Source organism: Streptomyces sp. WAC04114 (assembly GCF_019733245.1).
Lineage (GTDB): Bacteria > Actinomycetota > Actinomycetes > Streptomycetales > Streptomycetaceae > Streptomyces > Streptomyces massasporeus_A.
Map to the genome: position 1 here is coordinate 1 of NZ_JAIGQA010000050.1, position 18386 is coordinate 18386.

At 73.8% G+C, this 18386-nt stretch carries 19 protein-coding genes; 8 read left to right on the plus strand and 11 right to left on the minus strand.

The annotated features are described in order from the left end of the window. Positions 1–22 precede the first annotated feature (22 nt). The 4 genes from K4G64_RS15885 to K4G64_RS15900 all read right to left on the minus strand — a co-directional run bounded on the left by K4G64_RS15885 (position 23) and on the right by K4G64_RS15900 (position 3896). The gene (locus K4G64_RS15885) at positions 23–1186 is read right to left on the minus strand and encodes a hypothetical protein (RefSeq protein WP_221756691.1); all 1164 of its coding nucleotides are present in this window, start codon (positions 1184–1186) and stop codon (positions 23–25) included. Between the two features lie 46 nt (positions 1187–1232). After that, positions 1233–2486 carry an FUSC family protein gene (locus tag K4G64_RS15890; protein WP_221756692.1) on the minus strand — a complete coding sequence of 418 codons (1254 nt, stop codon included), beginning with the start codon at positions 2484–2486 and terminating at the stop codon, positions 1233–1235. Positions 2487–2595: 109 nt separating this feature from the next. Further along, a complete protein-coding gene (locus K4G64_RS15895) occupies positions 2596–3090 on the minus strand; it encodes an FBP domain-containing protein (protein ID WP_221756693.1) in 495 nt (164 codons plus the stop codon). Between the two features lie 131 nt (positions 3091–3221). Further along, a complete protein-coding gene (locus tag K4G64_RS15900) occupies positions 3222–3896 on the minus strand; it encodes a PAS domain S-box protein (protein WP_221756726.1) in 675 nt (224 codons plus the stop codon). A 152-nt stretch (positions 3897–4048) separates the two neighbouring features. Between K4G64_RS15900 and K4G64_RS15905 the strand changes: the two genes are divergently transcribed. From K4G64_RS15905 to K4G64_RS15920, 4 genes are all read left to right on the plus strand, one after another. After that, positions 4049–7240 carry a cytochrome P450 gene (locus tag K4G64_RS15905; protein WP_221756694.1) on the plus strand — a complete coding sequence of 1064 codons (3192 nt, stop codon included), beginning with the start codon at positions 4049–4051 and terminating at the stop codon, positions 7238–7240. 30 nt (positions 7241–7270) lie between these two features. Beyond that, positions 7271–8233 carry a phosphotransferase family protein gene (locus K4G64_RS15910; protein WP_221756695.1) on the plus strand — a complete coding sequence of 321 codons (963 nt, stop codon included), beginning with the start codon at positions 7271–7273 and terminating at the stop codon, positions 8231–8233. A 118-nt stretch (positions 8234–8351) separates the two neighbouring features. After that, positions 8352–9641, plus strand: a complete 1290-nt coding sequence (locus K4G64_RS15915) for an ROK family transcriptional regulator (RefSeq protein WP_221756696.1) — start codon at positions 8352–8354, stop codon at positions 9639–9641. Positions 9642–9702: 61 nt separating this feature from the next. Then, positions 9703–9978, plus strand: coding sequence for a hypothetical protein (locus tag K4G64_RS15920; protein ID WP_221756697.1), 276 nt, complete (start codon positions 9703–9705; stop codon positions 9976–9978). A 128-nt stretch (positions 9979–10106) separates the two neighbouring features. Here the strand turns inward: K4G64_RS15920 and K4G64_RS15925 are convergent, their stop codons facing one another. The 4 genes from K4G64_RS15925 to K4G64_RS15940 form a co-directional block, all read right to left on the minus strand. Next, positions 10107–11135: an SDR family oxidoreductase gene (locus K4G64_RS15925; RefSeq protein WP_221756698.1), complete on the minus strand. Its 1029-nt coding sequence runs from the start codon at positions 11133–11135 to the stop codon at positions 10107–10109. 209 nt (positions 11136–11344) lie between these two features. After that, positions 11345–12487, minus strand: coding sequence for an aromatic acid exporter family protein (locus K4G64_RS15930; protein ID WP_221756727.1), 1143 nt, complete (start codon positions 12485–12487; stop codon positions 11345–11347). A 205-nt stretch (positions 12488–12692) separates the two neighbouring features. Beyond that, the gene (locus tag K4G64_RS15935; RefSeq protein WP_221756699.1) at positions 12693–13358 is read right to left on the minus strand and encodes an HAD family hydrolase; all 666 of its coding nucleotides are present in this window, start codon (positions 13356–13358) and stop codon (positions 12693–12695) included. A gap of 39 nt (positions 13359–13397) precedes the next feature. After that, positions 13398–14438, minus strand: a complete 1041-nt coding sequence (locus tag K4G64_RS15940) for a PHP domain-containing protein (protein WP_221756700.1) — start codon at positions 14436–14438, stop codon at positions 13398–13400. 124 nt (positions 14439–14562) lie between these two features. Between K4G64_RS15940 and K4G64_RS15945 the strand changes: the two genes are divergently transcribed. Together K4G64_RS15945 and K4G64_RS15950 are read left to right on the plus strand one after the other, a co-directional pair. Next, the gene (locus K4G64_RS15945; protein WP_221756701.1) at positions 14563–15372 is read left to right on the plus strand and encodes an SDR family oxidoreductase; all 810 of its coding nucleotides are present in this window, start codon (positions 14563–14565) and stop codon (positions 15370–15372) included. A 65-nt stretch (positions 15373–15437) separates the two neighbouring features. Continuing rightward, positions 15438–15674 (plus strand): hypothetical protein, encoded by a 237-nt coding sequence (locus K4G64_RS15950; RefSeq protein WP_221756702.1) that lies wholly within the window; start codon positions 15438–15440, stop codon positions 15672–15674. Positions 15675–15686: 12 nt separating this feature from the next. On the opposite strand, the gene K4G64_RS15955 is transcribed toward K4G64_RS15950, so the two are convergent. Further along, the gene (locus K4G64_RS15955; protein ID WP_221756703.1) at positions 15687–16250 is read right to left on the minus strand and encodes a VanZ family protein; all 564 of its coding nucleotides are present in this window, start codon (positions 16248–16250) and stop codon (positions 15687–15689) included. A gap of 297 nt (positions 16251–16547) precedes the next feature. Between K4G64_RS15955 and K4G64_RS15960 the strand changes: the two genes are divergently transcribed. Further along, the gene (locus tag K4G64_RS15960) at positions 16548–16682 is read left to right on the plus strand and encodes a hypothetical protein (protein ID WP_260460518.1); all 135 of its coding nucleotides are present in this window, start codon (positions 16548–16550) and stop codon (positions 16680–16682) included. Continuing rightward, on the plus strand, positions 16679–17092 hold the full coding sequence (locus tag K4G64_RS15965) for an MrpF/PhaF family protein (protein WP_308122388.1): 414 nt from the start codon (positions 16679–16681) through the stop codon (positions 17090–17092). Before K4G64_RS15960 ends, K4G64_RS15965 begins: the two co-directional genes overlap by 4 nt. Here the strand turns inward: K4G64_RS15965 and K4G64_RS15970 are convergent. Beyond that, positions 17061–17723 (minus strand): DUF4230 domain-containing protein, encoded by a 663-nt coding sequence (locus tag K4G64_RS15970; protein WP_221756704.1) that lies wholly within the window; start codon positions 17721–17723, stop codon positions 17061–17063. The two genes, K4G64_RS15965 and K4G64_RS15970, sit on opposite strands and share 32 nt — an antisense overlap. A gap of 106 nt (positions 17724–17829) precedes the next feature. Continuing rightward, positions 17830–18207 (minus strand): anti-sigma factor antagonist, encoded by a 378-nt coding sequence (locus K4G64_RS15975; protein ID WP_221756705.1) that lies wholly within the window; start codon positions 18205–18207, stop codon positions 17830–17832. Positions 18208–18386: the final 179 nt, after the last annotated feature.

Here is an 18386-nt window from a genome sequence, read left to right on the forward strand (position 1 = left end):
GCCCCGACCCGCCCCGGGCCGGTTACCAGTCCCCGTCCTCGACCGGCTTGCCCGGGGCGTCCTTGAGCTGCTGCGTCTGCCCCGGCGCGGGCGGCTGCCAGGGCTCGTGGTCGTCGCCGAGCCAGTCGCCGACCGGCTTCACGGACTGGAGCGTGTCCGTGGGGGCCAGGTCCTGCGCCTCCTCGTCGTAGTAGTCGAACCAGGGCAGGCCCGCCCTCGTGTACGCGGCCCGGTCCACCGGCGACGGCGGTGCGGCCTCGCCGGTGATGCGGCGCCACTCCGGCGGCGTCACCAGGTGCACGAAGACCCGGCCCGCCGGCTGCCGCGACCAGTCCGACAGCGGCCGGTCGTCCTGGTAGACCTCCTGCCGCATGGAGCCGCCGACGCCCAGCCCCATCGCGGCGGCCGCGCGCGGAGCGCTCGCCGGCGCCGCGGGCGCGGCACCGGGGGCCGGCGGGGCCGCACCGGTCGCGGCCGGTGCCGGGGCGGCGCCCGGCGCGGGCGGGGCCGCCATCGGCATCGCGGCGTCGTAACCACCGGCCGCGGGCGCACCGTAACCACCGGCGGCAGGGCTGCCGAACGCGGCGGGCATCGCGCCGCCGTAGGCGCCCGGCGGCGCGGGCGCCGGGGGCACCTGCCGCCGCCGCTCCTCCTCACGCCACCGTGCCAGCTCCCGGTCGTTCAGCGCGAAGGACTGCAGTTGCACGCCGCCCCACACCTCCTCGCCCGTGACCTGCCCCTCGACGGTGGCGCCCAGGCCGAGCGGGACGGCCACGAACTGCCGGACCGTGCCCGTGCCGGAGTTGATGCCGTCCAGCCAGGGCTGGCGGGGGAGCACCACATAGTTCTGCGGGTCGCGGGCCGGGCGGTCGCTCCAGGGCCGGCCCGAGACCGCGCACACCTTGCCGACCCCGACCTGGAGCGCGGCGGGCTCCGAGGTGCCCGCGAAACTCAGCCACATCGCCTCGCGCAGATACACCGGCAGCATCACACCGCCACGCGCCCGCCACGCCTCGGGGACCCTGTCCGCGTAGTCCGCGACCCGTCGCACCGGGAACTCCCCGAGGCCCGGCGGCAGCGGATGGGTGCCGCTCTCCGGCAGGCGCAGGGTGCGGATGAACCGCACGGCGACCCCGCCCGGCAGCCTCAGTGTGTTCCCGTCGATCCGCACGGTCGTGTCGGCCATCGGCCCGCTCCTCGCATCCGGGGCCGGCCCCCTGCCGGCGTCCCCGTCAGCGAGAACGCCCGCCGAACCCCGCGCGGTTCCGCCACAGCTGCTCCGTGACGCCCAGCCGCTCCCGCAGCCGCGTCAGACGGGGCATCCGGGCGCGCTGCTCGCGCGAGACGCGGTCCAGCTCCTCGAACAGGCGCCGGGTGCGGTGCTCGGTGTCGAGCTCGTCGAGGATGCGGTTGACCTCCGTCAGGACGGCTCCCGGCAGCTGCCACTGATCGGGGTCGCGCTCGGCCTGTTCGCGCAGCAGCAGGGCCAGCTTGTCGCGGGTGCCCGCCGCGGTGCGCAGTTCCGCGGCGAGACGCTCCTCCGCCGACTCCGCGCTCGCGCTGAGGTGGGTGGTGACCAGCACCGCGAAGCTCACCACGGCGTCGGCGATCTCGGACAGCACCTGCTCCAGGGCCGCGCCCGTCTCGGCCTCGAACAGCGGCTCGGGTGCCCGCGCCTTCGCGAGGTCGGTGAGGGACCGGGCGAGCACCCGCAGGACGACCGTGCAGATCTCCAGCGTGTCCAGGCCCGTGCGCAACACGACGCGGTGCAGCACGCTGTCCTGCACGCGCGGGTTGAGCCGCAGACTGTCCTCGGCCTGCCGCAGGGCCGCGTCCACCTCGATGATGTCGTGGTCCAGCCGGCGCGCCTCGTGCAGCTGCATCTCCGCGCGGTCCACGGGCGTGCCGCCGGCCGCCTCCTCGCCCATGCGCAGCATCAGCTGCCGCAGGCGGCGCGCCAGGCCGTCGATCGACTCGCCCGCCTCCTCCACCCACACCGGCGGAGCCAGCAGCAGGTTGCAGGCGAGCCCGACGACCGCGCCGATCAGCGTCTCCACCACCCGCGCCCACGCGTACTCCCCGACGCTGGTCACGCCGAGGACGAGCATCGCGCTGATCGCGACCTCGGGGACGTACTCCTCCACCCGGACCAGCCGCCCCACCACCAGCGAGGCCAGCAGGAGCAGGGCGAGGCTCCACCAGGTCAGGCCCACCAGCAGGCTGAAGGCGATGGCGACGAGGACGCCGGTCACCACGGCGTTGACCCGCCGGAAGCCGTTGGTGATCGTGGCGTACAGCGTCACCTGGACGACCAGCAGCGCCGTCAGGGGGGCGGTGAGAGGGGCCGGCTCGGGGCTCAGTCGCAGCGCGATGACGTAGGCGATCGTCGCCGCGAACGCGGACCGCAGCGTCTGGACGACCACGGGATCACGACGCTTCCTGGCGATCCGCTCGGCGGGCGCCGTCCACTCACGTACCTCTCGCATCCTGGGGCTGTTCCCCTTCCCGGCGCATCGAACGCATCCGTGAACACATCCATGAAGGACGTTCACGAAGGACGTTAGCGCCGGGGCAAACCGCGGGCGACCGAGGGGATCAGGCGTACACCTTGTCGAGGAAGGCGGCCAGATGGCCCGTGGTCCGCTCGATCTGCTCCTCCACGGTGAGGCTCTCCTCGAACCGGGACCCGGCCTCCAGCGCCTTCTTCCCGCGGATGTACAGGGAGCAGGCGAGGTCGGTGCACATGTACGCCCCGACGGAGTTGCCCTCGCGCCCGGCGGCTCCCGCCTTCCGTGCCGTCATCAGTGCTACCCCGCCCCGCGGGTGCGTCGTCAGGCACAGCGAACACATGCTGCGGTGCAGAAACCCGCGCTGCGCGGCCTGGAACCGCATCGACACGCCGACGAGCCGCCCGGCCCGCTCGGTCACCAGATAGCTCCGGTCGGGCGCCCCCGGGTCCCGCCACCCGAGGAAGTCGAGATCGCCCCAGGGGCGCTCGCCGAGGTCCCGGGGCACGGCCAGGCGCTTGGCCTCGCCCTTGGAGCAGTTGATGAAGGAGGCGCGGATGTCCTGCTCGGTGAGCGGCTGCACGGGGGCTCCAGAGAGTGATCGTCGCGAAACCTAGGGGCCCTAGGTTTTGGTGCCGGACCAGGTTAGGCAGCCGTGACGCGGGGAGCCAGCGGATTTCCACCAGGCCCCGCGCGGGGGTCGGCCCGAGGCCGTCAGACCTCGTCGTCCGGCGCGTCCCGGTCCTGCGGGACGTCCGAGACCTCCGGCGGCCAGACCCCGGCCCTGAGCACCCCGAGCGCGTAGGCCCGGGCCACCAGTTCCGTGCGGTTGGACGCGCCCCAGCGGGACGACAGCCGGCGCAGGTGGTACGTCACGCCGTCCGTGGTGAGGGCCGTCTCGCGGGCGGCCCGCGCCGTGGTGGCGCCGGCGGCCAGCAGCGCCAGGACGCGGGCCTCCATCGGGGTGACCCGGACCTGTCCGGTGGGCGCGGCGGGGGAGGGGGCGCGTTCGGCGTCCACCCGGAGCATCACCAGCAGCGCCGGGGTGTCCTCCACCGTGTCGCTTACCGGATCCGCCGTGAGCTCACCGGAGCGCTCCACGCCGCCGGGAGTCCGCCAGCGCACCGACACCTGGTAGCGCGAGCGGTGGCGCAGCCGCAGGGCCTCGGCGATGCGCTCCACCTGCGTGGCCTCCCGCGGGCTGAACAGGTCCAGCACGTCACGGCCGCGCAGCCGCCCCGGTGCCGTACCGCACTCCGCGGCCATCGCCGGATTGGCCAGCATCACCGCCCCGTACACGTCGCACACCGCGACCGGCATCGCGACCCGGTCGAACAGCAGCAGGGCGCGGTTGCGCCACGTCACTGCCTCCTGCCGGGCCAGGTCCACGAGCCTCTCCTGCCACGCCGTGCCACTGCCGCGCAAGAGCGGCGCGTCTGCTCGCACTACACAATCATGCAGTGCCGCGGCATCGCCTCCCGGGCCCGGTCGATCACGCTGGAACGCAGTACTTCCGTACCGCGAAAGGCAGTTGCCGCGTCATGCCCCCCACCGGACAGCCTCACCCGACCCCCGACACCCTCCCCGGCGTCCCCGTCGCCGACATCTCCGCCACCGGACCCGGCGGTGCGCCCATCCAGCAGGCCATGGACCTGATGCGCGAGCACGGGCCGGTGTTCGTGCGGCGGCTGTACGGGCGGGACACCCTGTTCGTGGGCGACCTGGACCTCGTGGCCGACCTCGCGGACGAGCAGCGCTTCGCCAAGCACATCGGGCCGGGCCTGGAGAACGTCCGCGAGTTCGCCGCCGACGGCCTGTTCACCGCGTACAACGACGAGCCCAACTGGGCCAAGGCGCACGACATCCTGATGCCCGCCTTCGCGCTGGGCTCGATGCGCACCTACCACCCCGTGATGCTGAAGGTGGCCCGCCGGCTCATCGCGTCCTGGGACCGCGACGCCCGCACCGGGCAACCGGTGAACGTGCCCGACGACATGACCCGCATGACGCTCGACACCATCGGACTCGCCGGTTTCGGCTACGACTTCGGCTCCTTCGAACGGCCCGAGCCGCACCCCTTCGTCGAGTCGATGGTCCGCTGCCTGGAGTGGAGCATGACCCGCCTGGCGCGCGTCCCGGGCCAGGACTACACGGCGCGGGACGCGGCCTTCCGCGACGACTCCGCCTACCTGGCCCGGGTCGTGGACGACGTCATCGCCGCGCGCACCGGCACCGACCAGAGCGACGCCGACGACCTCCTCGGCCTGATGCTCACCGCCGAGCACCCGGCCGACGGCACCACCCTCGACACCGCCAACATCCGCAACCAGGTCATCACGTTCCTGATCGCCGGCCACGAGACCACCTCCGGCGCCATGTCCTTCGCGCTGTACTACCTCGCCAAGCACCCCACCGCGCTCCAGCTGGTGCAGCGCGAGGTGGACGAGCTGTGGGGCGACGCGGCCGACCCCGAGCCGACCTACGACGAGGTCGGCAGGCTGACCTACACCCGCCAGGTCCTCAACGAGGCCCTGCGGCTGTGGCCCACGGCCGCCGTCTTCTCCCGGCAGGCCCGCGAGGACACCCTGCTCGGCGGGCGCATCCCGCTGCGCGCCGGGCAGTCCGCCCTGGTCCTCACCCCGATGCTGCACCGGCAGTCCGTGTGGGGCGACAACCCCGAGCTGTTCGACCCCTCCCGGTTCACGGCCGAGGCCGAGGCGGAGCGCCCGGTACACGCCTTCAAGCCGTTCGGCACCGGCGAGCGCGCCTGCATCGGACGGCAGTTCGCGCTGCACGAGGCGACCATGCTGCTGGCCATGCTCGTCCACCGCTACCGGCTGAGCGACCACGCCGACTACCGGCTCACGGTCAAGGAGACCCTCACCCTCAAGCCCGAGGGCCTCACCCTCGCGCTCACGCCGCGCACCGCCGCCGACCGCGTCCACCCGCCACTGCCCGGCACCGCCCCGGCCCAGCACGCGGAATCGGCCGAGCCGCGGGATCTGCCCGCCCGCGTCCGCCCCGGCACGGCCGCGCTCTTCCTGCACGGCAGCAACTACGGCACCTGCCGCGACTTCGCGGACCGGCTCGCCGAGGAGGCCGCCGCCATCGGCTGCGACACCGAGGTGGCCCCGCTCGACACCTACGCGGCCGGCCTGCCCACCAACCGGCCCGTCGTCATCACCGCCGCCTCCTACAACGGCCGCCCCACCGACGACGCGACCGCCTTCGCCGCCCGGCTGGAGGAGAGCCACGACCTGTCCGGCGTGACGTACGCCGTCCTCGGCGTCGGCGACCGCAACTGGGCCGCCACCTACCAGCACGTCCCCACCCGCATCGACGAGCGGCTCGCCGCGTCCGGTGCCGGCCGCCTGCTGGAGCGCGCTGCGGCCGACGCCTCCGGCGACCTCACCGGCACCGTCCGCGCCTTCACGGCCGCCCTGCGCAGCGCCCTCCTGGAGCGCTACGGCGACCCGGAGGCCACCACCCCGGAACCCGAGCCCACCACCGCCTACGAGGTCCGCACCGTGACCGGCGGCCCGCTGGACGCGCTCGCCGAACGGCACGGACTCGTCCCCATGCGCGTCACCGAGGCCCGCGACCTCACCGCGCCCGGCTACCCGCGCCGCAAGCGGTTCGTCCGCGTCGCGCTGCCGGACGGCGTCACCTACCGCACGGCCGACCACCTCACCGTGCTCCCCGCCAACGCCCCGGACCTCGTCACCCGGGCCGCCACCGCGCTCGGCGTCGACCTCGACACGGTCCTGGACATCCGCGCCACCCGCCCGCGCCGCGACGGCATCGCCGTGGACCGGCCCGTGACGGTACGGCAGCTGTTCACCCACCACGTGGAGCTGCAGGAGCGCCCGAACGCCGGGCAACAGGCCGCGCTCGCCGCCGCCAACCCGTGCCCGCCGGAGCGCGCCGCCCTGGCCGCCCTCGGCGACGACCCCCGCACCCTCGTGGAGATCCTGGAGGACCACCCGGCCCTGCGCGGCGCCCTCGACTGGCCGAGGCTCCTCGAGCTCCTCACCCCGCTGCGCCCGCGCCACTACTCCGTCTCCTCCTCGCCGGCCGTCGATCCCGGCCACGTGGACCTGATGGTCTCGCTTCTGGAGGCACCCGCCCGCTCCGGCCGGGGGGTCTACCGGGGCACCGGCTCCGGCCACCTCACCGCCGTCGAGCCCGGCGACATCGTGTACGCACGTGTGCAGCCCTGCCGGGACGCCTTCCGCATCGACGTCACCGCCGACTCGGCGCCGGTCGTCATGGTCGCGGCCGGCACCGGCCTCGCGCCCTTCCGCGGTGTCGTCGCCGACCGCACGGCGGCCGTCGCGGCGGGCACCGCACTCGCCCCGGCGCTGTGCTACTTCGGCTGCGACGCCCCCGACGCGGACTTCCTGCACGCCGAGGAACTGCGCGCCGCCGAGACCGCCGGTGCCGTGTCCCTGCGCCCCGCCTTCAGCGAGACCCCCGAGGGCGAGGTGCGGTTCGTGCAGCACCGGATCGCCGCCGAGGCGACAGAGGTGTGGGCCCTGCTGGAGGCCGGGGCGCGGGTGTACGTCTGCGGGGACGGTTCCAGAATGGCGCCCGGGGTGCGGGAGGCCTTCCGTACGCTGTTCCGCAAGCACACGCAGGCCGCCGACGGCACGGACGAGGCCGCCGCCGAGCGGTGGCTCGACGGCCTGATCGCGGACGGGCGTTACGTCGAGGACGTGTACGCGGCCGGCTGACCGAAGCGGCAGGGTAGGGGTGGGCACACGGTGGTGGACTCCTGGGAACGGGCCCGGCACATCCTTCGGGCGGCGGGCCTGGACCCCGGCCGCCTCGCCCACCTCGCCCCGCTGACCGGCGGCACGTACAACACCGTCGAGGAACTCCGCCTCACCGACGGCGGCCGCTACGTGCTGAAGGTCCCGCCCGCCGCTGCCGTCCCCGGTCTGCGGCACGAGAAGCGGCTGCTCGTCTCGGAGGCCGAGTTCTACCGCTCGGCCGCCCGGGCCGGAGTCCCCGCACCGCACGAGGTGTCCGCGGGGGAGGACTTCCTGCTGATGACGGCCGTCCCGGGCGAGCCGTGGGACGGCACGCTCACCGACACCGAGCAGATGGCCCTGCGCACGGAACTGGGACGCCAGGTGGCCCGCCTGCACCGCGTGACGGGCCCCGGATTCGGCTACCCCTCCGGCGCCCTCGGCCCGCTCGCCCCCGACTGGCGCACCGCGTTCAGGACGATGTTCGACGCCGTCCTCGACGACGCCCGGCGCTACGGGGCCCGGCTGCCCCGTCCCGTCGACGCGGTGGCCGAAGCCGCCACGTCCGCGTACGACGCCCTCGACGAGGTCACGGCCCCCTGCCTCGTCCACTTCGACCTGTGGCGGGGCAACATCCTCGTCGACCGCACCGGTGGAGAGACCCGGATCGGCGGCCTCATCGACGGGGAGCGCATGTTCTGGGGCGACCCCTTGGCCGACTTCGTCTCCCTCGCGCTGCTCGGCGACATCAGGCAGGACGAGGAGTTCCTCACGGGCTACCGGGAGGGCGGCGGCCGCGCCCGCTTCGACACCGCGGCCCGTACGCGCCTCGCCCTGTACCGCGCCTACCTGTACCTGATCATGCTCACCGAGACGGTTCCCCGCGAAGCCGGCGAGGAGCAGCGGCGCTGGGTGCAGGAGAGGGTCGCCCCGGAGCTCGTCGCGGCCCTGGACGAGATCGCGGAGGCCGCCTGATCCGCCCGGGTCGGCCGCCTGTTAGCTCACATCGTGAAATAAGGGTTGGAGGAATGTCGCGCCGAGCCCGGCCCCGACGGTATGTTGCAGGTCGGACAGGGGATGCGAGGGGAGTCACATGGCGGTGCGGAACGGGCGCACGGTACGCGATCTCAGGCGGGCCAACCGTACGGCCGTGCTGCAGAGGCTCTACTTCGACGGCCCGCTCAGCCGCTTCGAACTCGGCCCGGCGACCGGCCTGAGCTCCGGTTCCGTCAGCAACGTCGTCGCGGACCTGGTCACCGACGGGCTGGTCGAGGAGGCCGGCAGCGTCGACTCCGACGGCGGCCGCCCGCGCACCCTGCTGCGGGTCGCGCCCGGCAGCGGCCACATGATCGGCGTCGACGTCGGCGAGACCCGGGTGCGCGTCGAGCTGTTCGACCTCACCCTCACCGAACTCGCCCGCGTCGAGCGCCCGCTGTCGCCGCAGGGGTACGAGGTCGAGGCCATCGTCGACCACATCCGCCACGGCATCGCAGAGGTCCTGGACACCGCCGGCCTCGCGCCCGAGCGGCTCCTCGGCGTCGGCATCGGCGTCCCCGGCATCGTCGAACGCACCGCGGACCGCGGCGCACTCGTGCACGGACAGACCATCGGCTGGGATGCCGTCCCGCTGGAGGCGCTGCTGCGCGCCGGCTCCCCGCTGCCGGACACCGTCCCGTACTTCATCGACAACGGCGCCAAGACGCTGGGCCAGGCCGAGATGTGGTTCGGCGCCGGACGCGGCGCCCGCAACGCCGTCGTGGTGCTGTTCGGCTCCGGCGTCGGCGCCAGCCTCGTCACCCCCGACGTTGAGCAGGGCCGCGCCGTCGAGTGGGGGCATCTGACCGTACGGGTGCGGGGACGCCGCTGCCGGTGCGGGGCGCTCGGCTGTCTGGAGGCGTACGCGGGTGCCGAGTCGCTGCTCGCCCGCTGGCGTGAGGAGGGCGGCCGCGTGCCGGACGGCACCGACGAGGAGACCGCTCTGACCACGATGCTCGCCGCGGCCTACCCGTCCGAGGGCGCCGCCGCCGACCCCGTCGCGCTGGCCGTCCTGGAGGAGACCGCCGAGTACCTGGGGGCGGGCCTGTCCGACCTGATCAACCTCTTCCAGCCGGAGCGCATCCTCATCGGCGGCTGGGCCGGTCTGGCGCTCGGCTCGCGCTTCCTGCCCGCCGTACGCAGGCACGCCATGTCGTACGCGCTGCGCCACCCCGCCGGGAAGGTGACCGTCGACCTCGGCCGCCTCGGGCCCGACGCGGTGACGGTCGGCGCCGCGATCCTGCCGCTCGCCGACTTCTTCGCCCGCGGCGGACGGCGTCCCGACCCGGCACCGGAGTACCCGGTCCCGGCCTGGCGCACGGCACTTCGGGAGCGGACGCCGCGCTGAGGTTTCGCCGATCACCGCGGAGGTACTCGCGTGGCGCCCGGACCACAGAAGGGAGCACGCCGTGACCGACCACCGCCTCGAAGGACCCGGCGAGAACGGTGACCCCATCCCGCGGGACATGCCGGACCAGCAGGCCGACGACGGCGAGGACCCGTGGGAGGTCGCCCCGCGCTTCTCGGGCACCGGCGGCAACGACACGCGGAAGAGCGACGAGGAGACCGACGAGCCCGCCGACGACGTCCCCGACACGGACGAAGCGGGGACGGGCCGGCAAGGAGCACCGCGCTCGGGAACGGAGCAGACCGAGCACCCGGTGCCTGACGAGCCCTCCGCCTGAGGAGGGCATCCCACCGAGGGCCGCAGCCGGCTGTGGGGGTCGGCTGCGGCCCTCGGACATGTCTTGACATCCAGCAGGAACCCCCCGGCCGCCCTCGTCGGCAGGGAATCCGCCGGTCGCTGCCCGGATCAGCCCACCTTGCGTCCCCGCATCGGCTCCGTGCGCGCCCCCGCTCCCTCCTTCAGGCCCAGCAGGAACTCCTCCAGCACCTCGGGCGCCGTGTGCTCCGGCCGCCAGCCGAGTTCCGTGCGCGCCCGCGTGCAGTCCATCAGCGGCAGCCGCAGCACCGCGTCGAACAGGTGTGGGGAGGCGGGCAGCAGATGCAGGCCCCACGCGGCGGCGATCGCCGACCGGGCCGCGGTGCGGGGCAGTCGCACCGGACGCGCGTCGAACATCTCGCCCAGCAGCCGCGCGTCGACCGGCGGGTCGGCCGCCAGGTTGAAGGCGCCCCGGACGTCGGAGCGCAGCGCCAGCCGGTACGCGTTCGCCGCGTCGTCCGTGTGCAGCGCCTGCACCCGCAGCCCGGGGATGTCGGGCAGGAAGGGCAGCAGTTCCGGGCGGGCCAGCGGCCCGGGAAGGAGGCGGCCGCCGAAGATGCGGCGCTGCTCGCTCGCCGATTCCCGCCGGAAGAGGAAGGCGGGCCGCATCCGCACCACCCGTGTCTCGGGCCGATCGCGCTCGAACGTGTCCAGCGCCCGCTCCAGATAGGCCTTCTCCCGGCAGTACGCGGCATCGGGCCAGCCGTGCGTCGGCCACGACTCGTCGACGGCGTCGTCCTTCGGGCCGGGGGAGTACGCGCCGACCGACGAGGCGTGCACCAGCACCGGCACGCCCGCGGCGGCGACCGCCTCGAGGACGCGCATGCTGCCGAGCACGTTCGTGCGCCAGGTCGCGGCCGGATCGTGTGTCGGCTGGAACGCCCAGGCGAGATGGATCACCGCGTCGGCGTCCGTGAACCGTTCCACCAGATCGGACCGCTCGGAGGCCAGGTCGACGGCGGCCCAGTCCGTCTTCGGGGGCGACCAGTCGGGGATCCGCCGGGCCAGGCCCAGCACGGAGGCGACCTCCGGATCCTCCGACAGGGCGCGCACCACGCTCGTGCCGACGTTGCCGGTGGCCCCCGTGACGACGACCCGCATGCCCCTTGCGCTGCTCACCTTGCGCTCCTCTCGGCCGCGTGGTTCCGCGAGAGGTGACCGAGTACCCGGGTGGCGCGTCTTGCACGTGGACAGAGGGAAGCCCCGGCCGGACGGGGGAATCACGGCCGGGGCGGCTTCGGTGCGGGTCCTGTCCGAACCCGCATCTCGTTCAACGGGCAATCACCTTGGGGTGTTCCGTGTGCGGCGCTCCCACCCGGTGAGGTGTGTCACTGCTCCTCGTCGCCGGGGACGGTCTCGGCCCAGAGGTTCTCCGCCTGGAGCAGCAGGGTGCCCAGTACGGCGGTGTGGGCGGCCCCCTCCCCGGCATGCCGGCGCAGCCCTTCCTGCAACTCCCCGTGCAGCTCCTGCATCGCCTTCTCGGTCTCCTCGTCCGGCCGGGCGACCACACTGCCCTGCTGCAGACTGTCCGCCTCCGCGCACAGGGCGTCCCCGATCAGCTCCAGCAGACGCGCGTACGAGCGCAGGGCGGGGCCCTCGGGCGGGGCGGGCGTGCGGGTGTCGTCCACGGACACCGCGAGGGCCCGGGTCAGCGTGGCGACGTGCCCGGTCACGCGGCTGAGCCGCTCGTCCTCGTCCACCGCGGGCAGGACCCCCTGGTGCGGCACGCGGTGCAGGGCGCGCAGCGGGGCGTAGGTCAGGCGCAGACTCTCCTGGCTCCACCGGCGCGCCGAGCGCAGCGCCTTCAGACGGTGGTCCAGCCGGTTCGCGGCGCTGACCCAGCCGGCTGCGGTCTGGGCGTCCCAGTCGCCCTCGCGCAGATCGCCGGCGATCGTGTGCAGAACCTCCCCGGCCTCCCGGGCGAGCGCCGCCAGGTTCTCCCGCACGTCCCGCAGATGGATCGGCGGCAGCACGAGCGCGTTGACGGCCACGCCGACGACCGCGCCGATCGCGGCCTGCCCCACCCGGTGCCCGACGGCGGACAGGCTGACCATGCCCGAGGAGATGGTGAACAGGGCCGTGGTCGCCGCGTAGATGCCCTGGTCGCCGAAGCGGGGCCAGTTCGCGAGCAGCATCAGCACCGGTATGGACAGGGCGAGCGCGCCCGTCGTGTCGTCGGTGACCGCCTGCGCCCCCGAGGCCACCAGCGTGCCGACGCAGATCGCGCCGAACTGCCGCGCCCCCTGCACCAGGGAACTGAAGACCGTGGCCTGCACCAGCACCAGCGCCACCCAGGGCGCCATCAGCGCCAGCGGGTCGCCCATCCAGACACCGCCGATCAACCAGGCGAGCACCGCCGCCCCGGCCGCCTTCAGCGACTGGACGACCAGGTCCCGTTCCCGACCCGGCCCGCGCCATGCCGCTCGCGCGGCGTTCCAGGCGCCCCGTGTGTCGCGCCGTACGGCCTCCATCGGCCGTACGCCACGCGCCCCCTGTTGCAGGTCGCGCATCCGCCCCTGTGCAGTCGGTGCTCCTCGGGGCCGTCCGTTCGAGGCGGCCCCGGTGTCTCTTTCGTCGTTCCTCCGTCCGCGGAAGGCTCCCGCCGCCCGCTGTACGGCACTCGTCACACGCGTCATGCGCTGCGGGTATCCCCGTGACCGGGGGTTTCACGTCGGTTCATGCCATGAGGCCGTCGTCGAGGGCCGACAGCAGGTCCGCGGGGTCGGCGTACACCGCGTCCGCGCCGGCGTCCTCCAGATCGGCGCGCGGGATGCCGCCGCACAGGACGCCCAGGCAGCGCACCCCGGCCCTGGTGCCCGCGCGCATGTCCCACACGGTGTCGCCGACGAACACCGCGCGCTCCGCCGGGACCCCGGCGAGCTCCAGGGCGTGCTCGACCGGCTCGGGGGACGGCTTGCCCTCGGCGACGTCGTCGGCGCTGGCCGTGGCGGCGATGGCCTCGTCCGCGTCGATGGCGCGGCGCAGCGCGCCGAGCTCCGCACCGCCCGCCGAGGTGGCCAGTACCACCGTCCAGCCGTCCCGGTGCAGCCGCCGGAGCAGGTCCCCCGCCCCCGGCAGTGCGGGCAGCCGGTCGAAGTACTGCCCGTACAGCGCCTTGTGCCCGGCGCTGATGTCGGCGTCCTGGTCCGTGTCCCGGTCCTCGCCCAGCAGATGGGCGACCAGGTCGGTCGACGGCAGGCCCACGGCCCGGTGAATGGCGTGCATCGGCACGTCGTGACCCGCCTGCCGGAAGGCCTCCCACCAGGCCACGACATGCAGATGATTGGTGTCGACCAGCGTGCCGTCGACGTCGAACACGGCTGCCCGTCCCGCGCTTGTCATAGGTGCAGTCCCTTCCTCTCCGGCCGCGCGGGTACCACGTCAGCCGCCCGTCACGCCGGACGGCACCCGCCGCTCACGGGTCCAGGCCCGGAGCTCGTCGAGGGACCACGTGGTCACCACCCGCTCCGGCGGCACCCCGCACTCCTCCGCCCGCGCACACCCGTTGATCTGCCAGTCCAGCTGCCCCGGCGCGTGCGCGTCGGTGTCGACGGAGAACAGCACCCCCGCGTCCACGGCCCGGCGCAGCAGCCGCCGCGGCGGGTCCAGCCGCTCCGGCCTGCTGTTGATCTCCAGGGCCGTGCCCGTCTCGGCGAGGGCGGCGAACACCTCGTCCGCGTCGAACTCCGACTCCGGCCGCCCCCGCCCGGTGACCAGCCGGCCCGTGCAGTGCCCGAGCACGTCCGAGTGCGGATCGCGCACGGCGGCCACCATCCGCCGGGTCATCGACCGGGCGTCCATGCGCAGCTTGGAGTGCACCGACACCACCACCACGTCGAGCCGGTCCAGCAGCTCCGGTTCCTGGTCGAGGGTGCCGTCCTCGAGGATGTCGCACTCGATGCCGGTCAGCAGCCGGAACGGCGCCCAGGTTTCGTTCAGCTCGGCCACCACGTCCAGTTGCTCCCGCAGCCGTTCGGGTGACAGGCCGCGGGCCACCGTCAGCCGCGGCGAGTGGTCGGTCAGCGCCGCCCACTCGTGGCCCAGCTCAGCGGCGGCCCGGCCCATCTCCTCGATCGGGCTGCCGCCGTCCGACCAGTCGGAGTGCAGATGGCAGTCCCCGCGCAGCAGCGCCCGCAGGTTCTCCCCGCCCCGCACGGCCGGCTGTTCGTGCGCCTCGCCCTCCAGTTTCGACAGATAGCCGGGCACCTGGCCTGCCAGGGCCTCCCGCACCACTTGCGCCGTCTTCGGTCCGACCCCCTTGAGCTTCTCCAGCGATCCGTCCGCAGCCCGCCGGCGCACCTCTTCGCCGCCCAGGTCCTTCAGCACGCGTGCCGCCGTGCGGAAGGCGCGCACGCGGTAGGTCGGTGCCAGGGACCGCTCCAGCAGGAAGGCGATCCGGTCCAGCGCTTCGACGGGGTCCATCGCCACCTCCCCCTCAAGAGTTCCCCAGCACCCGGGGGGCCGCACGACGGGGGGCGCGGTTTGCCCGGTGTCCCCCCGGGTACTGCGATGCCTCGTCCCGGCCCCGTCGACGAGGAGGCTCGTCATGTCCGCCCCCAGCGCGTCACCCAGCAAGGTCGCCGTGATCACCGGAGCCGACTCCGGCATCGGCCGCGCCACCGCCGTACGCCTGGCGCAGGCTGGCATGAACGTCGGCATCACCTATCACAGCGATCGCGAGGGCGCGCAGGAGACGGCAGACGAAGTGCGCTCGCACGGGCAGCGGGCCGAGGTCGCCCGGATGGACCTCACCCGGCTGCCCGACGCCGCCGACACCGTCGACGACCTGTGTGAACGGCTCGGCCGCATCGACGTGCTGGTCAACAACGCCGGGACCGGCACCGTGACGCCCTTCCTCGACCTGGAGCTGTCCGACGTGCGCGAGGTCCTCGACGTCGACCTCGTGGGGCCGTTCCTGTGCGGGCAGAAGGCGGCCCGGCACATGATCGGGCACGGCGAGGGCGGCCGGATCATCAACGTCACGTCCGTCCACGAGCACGAGCCGCGGGTGGGCGCCGCGCCCTACTGCGCCGCCAAGGGCGGGCTCGGGCAGCTCACCCAGGTCATGGCGCTCGAACTGGCCGAGCACCGCATCACCGTCAACGCCGTCGCCCCGGGGGAGATCTCCACGCCCATGACCGGGCAGGAGGACACCGACCCGCACACCGAGAGCCGCCCGGGCATCCCGCTCGGCCGGCCCGGCGACGCCCGCGAGGTCGCCGCCGTCATCGCCTTCCTCGCCGGCCCGGACGCCTCGTACGTCACCGGTGCGTCCTGGAGCGTCGACGGCGGCATGCTCCGGATGGGCCCGCAGGCCGGTTCACATCTGACCGGTCACGACTGGCGCCGCCCCTGAGCGGCGGACGCCCCGGCGGGCGTCCTGGACCCGCGCCGCCGCCGGTTGCGTTCTACGCTCGATGCATGACCGAAAGCGCGAGCCCGTACATATCCCACCCGCGGATCCAGGTGCTCGGGGTACAGCCGGGCAACCCGCCGTTCCGGATCGTGCAGATCGACGGCCAGGTGGTCGGGGAGGCCCGGTCCGTCACCGACGTGCTGGCGGCCGCGGCCGCGTACGGGATCCCCGTGCACGACATGGACGACCCGGACGTGGTCCGCTGGGTGGGCGGCGACAAGTACACCTGGACCGTCCACTAGGGCCTGCCGGGCCTAGGCCTTGCCCGCCGACGGCTTCTTCTCCGCCGGCGGCTTCTCCGCCGCCCGGCCCGGGCGCGGCCTCCGCGCGTGCACGGCCCTGCTGAGACGACGCCCGAGGAGCAGGTAACCGATGAGTGCGCCGGTCGTGTTGAGGATGACGTCGTCGATGTCGAAGGTGCGGCCGGTGACCAGGGCGCCCTGGGCGAACTCCACCAGGAGCATCACGATCGCGGTCAGGAGCAGCACGCGCAGTATGCCGCGGGTACGGGGGGCGACCACGGGCACGAGGACGCCGAAGGGAATGCCCAGCAGGATGTTGCCGCCGATCTGCTTGACGGCGTCCCGCAGTTCGGGCTGGTCGAGGTAGGCCTTCAGGGAGCTGCCCGGCTGGAGATTGCTGTGGGTCAGCGCCTCCGAGGCGGGTGAGGGCTGCAGGGTCAGCCGGGCCAGCACCACGGCGAAGGCCACCATGAACGTGAACGCGCACAGCATCGCCAGCAGCCGGACGGGCAACGGGAGCGGGCGTCGCTCGCTCCCGGACCCGGTGGTCCGGGGGCGTGAGGCTGCACTGGCCATGGGGGGTCCTCCAGTCGTCAACATCCCTGCGTGACAGGGCGGTTACCCCCCGGCATGCCGACGATGCCGTAAGGGGGTGATTCCCGGCCACGGTCCCCGGCGGTGTCGCCGGGGACCGTGCCCACCCACGGTTTGCCCGCGAATCGCGGGAGCACTCCCGGCGGGGAGCCGCCGCGCGCCGCCGCGTCCCGCGGCCAGGGCGGCGCTTGGATGACCGCCACATCGACGCATGACCGCGGAGGCGGCGTGTGAACAGGCCTGGGACGCTCCGCGCCGTGGCCGAGGTGCCGCTGTGGTGTGGCCGCGCTCACCGCACTGTGGCTGGTGTTCGTCAGCACCGCCGCCCCGCTCGAACTCGCCGTCGGCGCGGGCGCCGCCTTCCTCGGAGCGCTCGCGGCCCGGGCCGCGCGACGGGCCGTGGCCCGCCGGTGAACGGCTGGATCCTCACCGCCACGCCGACCCTGGGCGCCGGTCCGGACGCGGCGATGCGGGGCATCGCCACCGGCCCGCTGCGGCGCCGGGTCGTCGCGCAGCACCACTCCACCGCGGTCGCCTGCCCCGGCCTGCTGCTCCTCGCCCAGAGGTACGGCCGCCGCACCTTCTACGTCGATCCCGCCCTGGTCCCGGCCCTGCTCGGCCCGGTCGGCACGCTCGTCTTCGCCCGGCTCCTCGCCCGGGAAACTCGTGCACTGGACCCCGCTCGGGATCCTGCTCGGCCGCGCCGGCGCTCGCCCTCGCGGCCGAGGCCGTCTCCTGGTGGGCATCTCGCTGCTGGGGGCACTCGCCCTGCCCGGGGTCCTCGGGAACCGATCAGCTCCCGTACGAGACTCGCACCTCCTTGAAGCCCAGGGAGCGCAGCAGGCCTTCGAGCATGTCGGTGGTGTTGGACTCGGCGCGCGCGGTGAGCTCGCTCTCCTTCGCCGCGTCGCCGATGTGCCGCACCGCGAGCTTCTGCACGGCCTGCTCACCGTTGGGGTTGTCAGAGAAGAGGTCACCCAGGCGGTCGAAGAGACCGCGCTGTTTGGAGACCGCGTAGGAGCGGTCGGGGTCGAGGGCGGGCTTGCCCAGTTGCGCGTGGGGCAGCCGGAGTGTGGCGGACGTGCGGTCGCCGTTGACCTTCACGTCCCTCTCGCCGACCTTGCCCAGGTCGACGTAGGCGTCGACGGTGCCGGCACCGACGTACAGGGTGCGGGTGCCGCGGATCGCGTCGGGCAGGAGCTTGGCGTCCTTCTCCAGGTCCACGACGACCTGGAAGTTGCCGGAGGCCGCGTCGTAGCGGCTGATGTCCTGGACGGACTTCAGAAGCGCGGGACCGGACCGGTCGTGCGTCTCGGTGCCGAACAGGTCCTTCAGGCCCGGGAGCACGCTCAGCCGGAGCCCGGCGAAGAACACGACCAGCACCAGCACGAGCGCGGCCACCACCTTCGCCCAGCCGGGCATGCGCCTGGGGAGGCGCTTGACGGGAGTCGTCATGCGACGGCCCTCCTTCCTACTGTCCGGATGCCCGCCAGACTCCCTGCCAGACCGCCGAGTTGAAAGAGGGAACGACTCCGGCGGAAGCACGCGGGGCGCACATCCGTCAGGGGCGGGACGTCGCCTCGGGCTGCTCCAGGGCGGCGTCCAGCGTCGGCTGCGGAGGCAGCAGCCGGGACAGGCCGGTGATCCGCAGGACGCGCAGCGTCAGCGGGTGCTCGCAGACGAGCAGCACCTGGCCCCGCCGGTCGAGCACCCGGCTGCGGGCCCGGTACAGCAGCCGCAGTCCGGAGCAGTCGAAGAAGTCTATCCCGCTGAGGTCGATCACGATGCGGGCGGCGGGGCGGGCGGTCTCCCGGTCCAGATGCGGGGCGATCTCCGAGGCCGCTGCGAGGTCGATCTCGCCGCGGAACTCCAGCACCGTGTGTCCCCGTTCCTGGCGGACGCGCAGATGCCGGGTGAGCGGTGCAGGTTCCTGCCGCACGACGAGATCGCCTCCAGCCTGCTCCGTGCGTGGGGAGGGGCGACGGCCTCAACACCGTTCCCCGCTGTGCAAGTTACCCTCCAACGAGTGAATTTGAGCATGTTCGATTGACATATGTCTTTGAATTCCGGCCGAGTTGGCCGAGGTTCACGCCGGGGCGTGCGCGGGCGTGATTCCGG